Here is a 6,086-nt window from a genome sequence, read left to right on the forward strand (position 1 = left end):
GGATTTAACATGGCAGCCACTTTATTGGACGTTTGCGCCGTGGTGCCGGCTGCCGGATTTGGCCGCCGAATGCAAACAGAATGTCCTAAGCAGTATCTCTCAATCGGTAATAAAACCATTCTGGAGCACTCAGTTCATGCGCTGCTGGCGCATCCTCGGGTGACACGCGTTGTTATTGCTATCAGCCCTGGCGATCATCGCTTTGCCCAACTTCCGCTGGCGAATCATCCGCAAATCACCGTTGTGGATGGCGGCAACGAACGCGCTGATTCCGTTTTGGCCGGGTTACAGGCCGTTGCAGAGGCGCAGTGGGTGCTGGTGCACGACGCGGCAAGACCCTGTTTGCATCAGGATGACCTTGCGCGGTTACTGGCCATCAGCGAAAACAGCCGGGTCGGCGGTATCCTCGCCAGTCCGGTGCGCGACACCATGAAACGCGGCGAACCAGGGAAAAACGCGATTGCCCATACCGTAGAGCGCGCCGATTTATGGCACGCGCTCACCCCGCAGTTTTTCCCCCGCGAACTCTTGCACGATTGTCTGACGCGTGCGCTGAATGAAGGCGCGACCATCACCGACGAGGCGTCAGCGCTGGAGTATTGTGGTTTTCATCCGGTGCTGGTAGAAGGTCGCGCGGATAACATCAAGGTCACCCGTCCGGAAGATCTGGCGCTGGCGGAATTTTATCTGACCCGAACCATCCACCAGGAGAAAGCATAATGCGAATTGGACACGGTTTTGACGTACACGCGTTTGGCGGAGAAGGGCCGATTATTATTGGCGGCGTGCGTATTCCTTATGAAAAAGGGCTATTGGCGCATTCCGATGGCGATGTGGCGTTACATGCGCTGACCGATGCGCTGCTGGGCGCGGCGGCGCTTGGCGATATCGGCAAGCTCTTCCCGGATACCGATCCGGCATTTAAGGGAGCGGATAGCCGCGAACTACTGCGCGAAGCCTGGCGTCGTATTCAGGCGAAGGGGTACACCCTTGGCAACGTAGATGTCACCATTATTGCGCAGGCGCCGAAAATGTTGCCGCATATTCCGCGAATGCGCGTCTTTATCGCCGAAGATCTCGGCTGCCATATGGATGACGTTAACGTGAAGGCGACGACGACGGAAAAGCTCGGATTTACCGGACGCGGAGAAGGCATTGCCTGCGAAGCGGTCGCGTTGCTGATGAAGGCGGCGAAATGACAGAGTTTGACAATCTCACCTGGCTGCACGGAAAACCACAAGGTAGCGGATTGCTGAAAGCGAATCCGGAAGATTTTGTGGTAGTTGAAGATTTAGGCTTTACGCCGGATGGTGAAGGCGAGCACATTCTGCTGCGTATTTTGAAAAACGGTTGCAATACCCGTTTTGTCGCTGACGCGCTGGCGAAATTCCTGAAAATTCACGCTCGCGAAGTGAGCTTTGCCGGGCAAAAAGATAAACACGCCGTTACCGAGCAGTGGCTGTGCGCGCGCGTGCCGGGGAAAGAGATGCCCGATTTCAGCGCCTTTCAGCTGGAAGGTTGTAAAGTGCTGGAATACGCGCGTCACAAGCGTAAGCTGCGTTTAGGCGCGCTGAAAGGCAATGCCTTTACGCTGGTGTTGCGTGAAATAAGCGATCGCCGCGATGTCGAAACACGATTGCAGGCGATTCGCGATGGCGGCGTGCCGAACTATTTCGGCGCACAGCGATTCGGCATTGGCGGCAGCAACTTGCAGGGCGCGCTGCGCTGGGCGCAAAGTAACGCGCCGGTGCGCGATCGCAATAAACGCAGTTTTTGGTTGTCGGCGGCGCGTAGCGCGTTGTTTAATCAAATTGTTCACCAGCGGCTGAAGAAACCAGACTTTAATCAAGTTGTTGACGGCGATGCGCTACAATTAGCGGGGCGTGGAAGCTGGTTCGTCGCGACATCTGAAGAACTGCCTGAATTGCAGCGCCGGGTAGACGAAAAAGAGCTGATGATTACAGCGTCGTTGCCGGGCAGCGGAGAGTGGGGAACACAGCGTGCGGCGCTGGCGTTTGAGCAAGATGCCATTGCCCAGGAAACGGTGTTGCAATCGCTGTTGCTGCGCGAAAAAGTAGAGGCGTCGCGCAGAGCGATGCTGCTTTATCCGCAACAATTAAGCTGGAACTGGTGGGATGACGTTACCGTCGAGTTACGTTTCTGGCTGCCCGCAGGCAGTTTTGCCACCAGCGTAGTAAGGGAACTGATCAACACAATGGGTGATTATGCGCATATTGCTGAGTAACGATGACGGGGTTCACGCGCCCGGTATACAAACGCTGGCGAAAGCGCTGCGTGAGTTTGCTGATGTACAGGTCGTAGCCCCGGATCGTAACCGCAGCGGCGCGTCTAATTCCCTCACGCTGGAATCTTCGCTTCGTACTTTTACCTTTGATAATGGCGATATCGCTGTACAGATGGGGACGCCGACCGATTGCGTCTATCTGGGCGTTAATGCCTTAATGCGTCCGCGTCCGGATATTGTCGTTTCCGGTATTAACGCGGGTCCGAATCTGGGCGATGATGTGATCTATTCCGGTACTGTCGCCGCGGCGATGGAAGGTCGTCATCTCGGCTTTCCGGCATTAGCGGTCTCCCTTAACGGCTATCAGCATTATGATACGGCTGCGGCCGTGACTTGCGCGCTTTTGCGAGGGTTAAGCCGGGAGCCGTTGCGTACCGGGCGTATTCTCAACGTGAATGTCCCGGATCTACCGTTAGCGCAGGTTAAAGGCATTCGCGTGACTCGCTGTGGTAGCCGCCATCCAGCGGATAAAGTAATCCCGCAGGAAGATCCGCGCGGTAATACATTGTACTGGATTGGCCCGCCGGGCGATAAATACGATGCCGGGCCGGATACCGATTTCGCGGCGGTGGATGAAGGCTACGTCTCCGTCACGCCGTTGCATGTGGATTTAACCGCGCACAGCGCGCATGATGTGGTTTCAGACTGGTTAGACAGCGTGGGAGTTGGCACGCAATGGTAAGTGGACGTGTACAGGCTCTTCTTGAACAATTGCGCGCGCAGGGCATCAGAGATGAGCAGGTGCTTAATGCGCTTGCTGCAGTGCCGCGCGAGAAATTTATTGATGAAGCGTTTGAACATAAGGCCTGGGAAAATATCGCTTTGCCGATAGGCCAGGGTCAGACGATTTCGCAGCCCTATATGGTGGCGCGAATGACGGAACTGCTCGAACTGACGCCGCAATCCAGGGTGCTGGAAATTGGCACCGGTTCCGGCTATCAGACGGCGATTCTGGCGCATCTGGTACATCACGTTTGCTCCGTTGAGCGGATTAAGGGGCTGCAATGGCAGGCGCGTCGCCGCCTGAAGCAGCTCGATTTACATAATGTTTCTACCCGTCATGGCGATGGCTGGCAAGGCTGGCAGGCGCGTGCGCCGTTTGACGCTATCATTGTGACGGCCGCGCCACCGGAAATTCCTACCGCGCTCATGGCACAGTTGGATGAAGGCGGCATTCTTGTTCTGCCCGTGGGCGATGAGCAGCAGTTTTTGAAACGCGTGCGTCGCCGGGGCGGCGAATTTATTATCGATACCGTGGAGGCCGTTCGCTTCGTCCCGTTAGTCAAGGGAGAGCTGGCCTAGTTTGCTCTGCAAACAGCCACTATTACGCCTGATGAAGCCGAAACGAATACCTGGAGTTTTCCTGGTTATTCCCGGTGGGTTAAGCGTATCGTGAACACATTTTCCCGTGTTCACTTAATGCGTTGCACGGTTCTTACGTCACTGGTTGTTAACCAAATTTTTTCCTGGGGGATAAATGAGCGCGGGAAGCCCAAAATTCACCGTTAGTCGCATTGCGGCACTATCACTGGTTTCACTATGGCTGGCAGGTTGTACCAGTTCGTCAAACCCTCCGGCGCCGGTCACGTCTGTGGACAGTGGTTCGTCATCAAATACCAATTCCGGGATGTTGATCACACCGCCGCCAAAAATGGGCGCGACGCCGCAACAAGCGCCGCAAATTCAACCCGTTCAGCGTCCTGTAACGCAGCCCATGCAAACTCAACCGGTCGCGGAACAACCCGTGCAAATGGAAAATGGGCGAATTGTATACAATCGCCAGTATGGGAATATTCCGAAAGGTAGCTATACGGGTGGCAGTACTTACACCGTGAAAAAGGGTGATACGCTTTTTTACATCGCCTGGATTACCGGGAACGATTTCCGCGATCTGGCCCAGAGAAACAGTATTTCTGCCCCGTATAGCCTGAATGTAGGGCAAACTTTGCAAGTTGGTAACGCATCCGGTACGCCAATTACTGGCGGAAATGCGATCACCCAGGCGGATGCAGCACAGCAAGGAGTTGTGACCAGGTCTGCACAAAATTCCACCGTTGCAGTTGCGTCTCAACCAACAATTACGTATTCTGAGGGCTCAGGTGAACAAAGTGCTAACAAAATGTTGCCAAACAACAAGCCTGCTGGGACGGTTGTCACAGCGCCTGTAACGGCACCAACGGTAAGCACGACCGAACCAAATGCAAGCAGTACGTCAACCAGCGCGCCGATTTCCGCATGGCGCTGGCCGACGGATGGCAAAGTGATCGAAAACTTTGGCGCTTCCGAAGGGGGCAATAAAGGGATCGACATTGCAGGCAGTAAGGGACAGGCTATCGTCGCAACCGCTGATGGGCGCGTCGTATATGCCGGTAACGCACTGCGTGGTTACGGTAATCTTATTATCATCAAACATAACGATGATTACCTGAGTGCCTACGCCCATAATGATACGATGCTGGTCCGGGAACAACAGGAAGTTAAGGCGGGGCAAAAAATCGCTACTATGGGTAGCACCGGCACCAGCTCTACACGCTTGCATTTTGAAATTCGTTACAAGGGGAAATCCGTAAACCCGCTGCGTTATTTACCGCAGCGATAAAGCGGCGGAACCAGGCTTTGACTTGCTAGTTCCGTCAAGGGATCACGGGTAGGAGCCACCTTATGAGTCAGAATACGCTGAAAGTTCATGATTTAAATGAAGACGCGGAATTTGATGAGAACGGAGTAGAGGCTTTTGACGAAAAAGCCTTGAGTGAAGAGGAACCCAGTGATAACGACCTGGCTGAAGAAGAGCTGTTATCGCAAGGGGCCACACAGCGTGTGTTGGACGCGACTCAGCTTTACCTTGGTGAGATTGGGTATTCACCACTGTTAACAGCCGAAGAAGAAGTCTATTTTGCGCGTCGCGCACTGCGTGGAGATGTCGCTTCTCGCCGTCGCATGATTGAGAGTAACCTGCGTCTGGTGGTAAAAGTTGCCCGCCGTTATGGCAATCGTGGACTGGCGTTGCTGGACCTGATTGAAGAGGGCAACCTGGGGCTTATCCGTGCAGTCGAGAAGTTTGACCCGGAACGCGGGTTCCGCTTCTCAACATACGCAACCTGGTGGATTCGCCAGACAATCGAACGGGCGATTATGAACCAAACCCGTACGATTCGCTTGCCGATTCACATTGTTAAAGAGCTGAACGTATACCTGCGCACCGCACGTGAGTTGTCGCATAAACTGGACCACGAACCGAGTGCGGAAGAAATTGCAGAGCAACTGGATAAACCGGTTGATGACGTCAGCCGTATGCTTCGTCTCAACGAGCGCATTACCTCGGTAGACACCCCGCTGGGCGGTGATTCCGAAAAAGCGTTGCTGGACATCCTGGCCGATGAAAAAGAGAACGGTCCGGAAGACACCACGCAAGATGACGATATGAAACAGAGCATCGTCAAATGGTTGTTCGAACTGAACGCCAAACAGCGTGAAGTGCTGGCGCGCCGTTTCGGTCTGCTGGGATATGAAGCTGCGACACTGGAAGATGTAGGCCGTGAAATCGGTCTTACGCGTGAACGTGTTCGTCAGATTCAGGTTGAAGGCCTGCGCCGTCTGCGCGAAATACTGCAGACGCAGGGGCTGAATATCGAAGCGCTGTTCCGCGAGTAAGTACCCTTGTCAAAAAAAGGCCAGTCGACAGACTGGCCTTTTTTTTACCGTTTGACCCGTCCTGAATAGCGTTGACACGTTCCAGACTTAAATCCGGAGAACGTAATGATGACTGAGTTCAAACGCC

8 protein-coding genes are annotated in these 6,086 nt (G+C 54.3%); 7 read left to right on the forward strand and 1 reads right to left on the reverse strand.

The window, feature by feature from the left end; translation table 11 throughout:
- Positions 1-9 precede the first annotated feature (9 nt).
- From ispD to ACLJRU_RS22730, 5 genes are read left to right on the forward strand one after another with little or no spacing between them, the layout of a single operon-like run.
- Positions 10-720 carry a 2-C-methyl-D-erythritol 4-phosphate cytidylyltransferase gene (gene ispD / locus ACLJRU_RS22710; protein ID WP_000741645.1) on the forward strand — a complete coding sequence of 237 codons (711 nt, stop codon included), beginning with the start codon at positions 10-12 and terminating at the stop codon, positions 718-720.
- Positions 720-1,199: a 2-C-methyl-D-erythritol 2,4-cyclodiphosphate synthase gene (gene ispF / locus ACLJRU_RS22715; protein WP_001540800.1), complete on the forward strand. Its 480-nt coding sequence runs from the start codon at positions 720-722 to the stop codon at positions 1,197-1,199. The genes ispD and ispF overlap by 1 nt, the downstream gene beginning before the upstream one ends.
- The gene (gene truD / locus ACLJRU_RS22720; protein ID WP_000134246.1) at positions 1,196-2,245 is read left to right on the forward strand and encodes a tRNA pseudouridine(13) synthase TruD; all 1,050 of its coding nucleotides are present in this window, start codon (positions 1,196-1,198) and stop codon (positions 2,243-2,245) included. The genes ispF and truD overlap by 4 nt, the downstream gene beginning before the upstream one ends.
- Positions 2,226-2,987, forward strand: coding sequence for a 5'/3'-nucleotidase SurE (gene surE, locus ACLJRU_RS22725; RefSeq protein WP_001221538.1), 762 nt, complete (start codon positions 2,226-2,228; stop codon positions 2,985-2,987). The genes truD and surE overlap by 20 nt, the downstream gene beginning before the upstream one ends.
- Positions 2,981-3,607, forward strand: a complete 627-nt coding sequence (locus ACLJRU_RS22730; RefSeq protein ID WP_000253545.1) for a protein-L-isoaspartate(D-aspartate) O-methyltransferase — start codon at positions 2,981-2,983, stop codon at positions 3,605-3,607. The genes surE and ACLJRU_RS22730 overlap by 7 nt, the downstream gene beginning before the upstream one ends.
- A 138-nt stretch (positions 3,608-3,745) precedes the next feature.
- Here the strand turns inward: ACLJRU_RS22730 and ACLJRU_RS22735 are convergent, their stop codons facing one another.
- On the reverse strand, positions 3,746-3,904 hold the full coding sequence (locus tag ACLJRU_RS22735) for a peptidase (RefSeq protein WP_223148970.1): 159 nt from the start codon (positions 3,902-3,904) through the stop codon (positions 3,746-3,748).
- Here ACLJRU_RS22735 and nlpD point away from each other — a divergent pair.
- The gene (gene nlpD, locus ACLJRU_RS22740) at positions 3,834-4,904 is read left to right on the forward strand and encodes a murein hydrolase activator NlpD (protein ID WP_223365458.1); all 1,071 of its coding nucleotides are present in this window, start codon (positions 3,834-3,836) and stop codon (positions 4,902-4,904) included. The two genes, ACLJRU_RS22735 and nlpD, sit on opposite strands and share 71 nt — an antisense overlap.
- Positions 4,905-4,966: 62 nt before the next feature.
- Complete coding sequence (rpoS, locus tag ACLJRU_RS22745; protein WP_079961218.1) at positions 4,967-5,959, forward strand: RNA polymerase sigma factor RpoS; 993 nt, start codon at positions 4,967-4,969, stop codon at positions 5,957-5,959.
- The last annotated feature ends 127 nt before the right edge of the window (positions 5,960-6,086 follow it).

The organism is Salmonella sp. SAL00653, from assembly GCF_046552515.1.
Classification (GTDB): Bacteria; Pseudomonadota; Gammaproteobacteria; order Enterobacterales; family Enterobacteriaceae; genus Salmonella; species Salmonella enterica.

Coding starts and splice junctions, on each gene's coding strand:
- surE (WP_001221538.1), top strand. CDS start 2,226: ATGCGCATATTGCTGAGTAACGATGACGGGGTTCACGCGCCCGGTATA.
- truD (WP_000134246.1), top strand. CDS start 1,196: ATGACAGAGTTTGACAATCTCACCTGGCTGCACGGAAAACCACAAGGT.
- ACLJRU_RS22730 (WP_000253545.1), top strand. CDS start 2,981: ATGGTAAGTGGACGTGTACAGGCTCTTCTTGAACAATTGCGCGCGCAG.
- rpoS (WP_079961218.1), top strand. CDS start 4,967: ATGAGTCAGAATACGCTGAAAGTTCATGATTTAAATGAAGACGCGGAA.
- ispF (WP_001540800.1), top strand. CDS start 720: ATGCGAATTGGACACGGTTTTGACGTACACGCGTTTGGCGGAGAAGGG.
- ispD (WP_000741645.1), top strand. CDS start 10: ATGGCAGCCACTTTATTGGACGTTTGCGCCGTGGTGCCGGCTGCCGGA.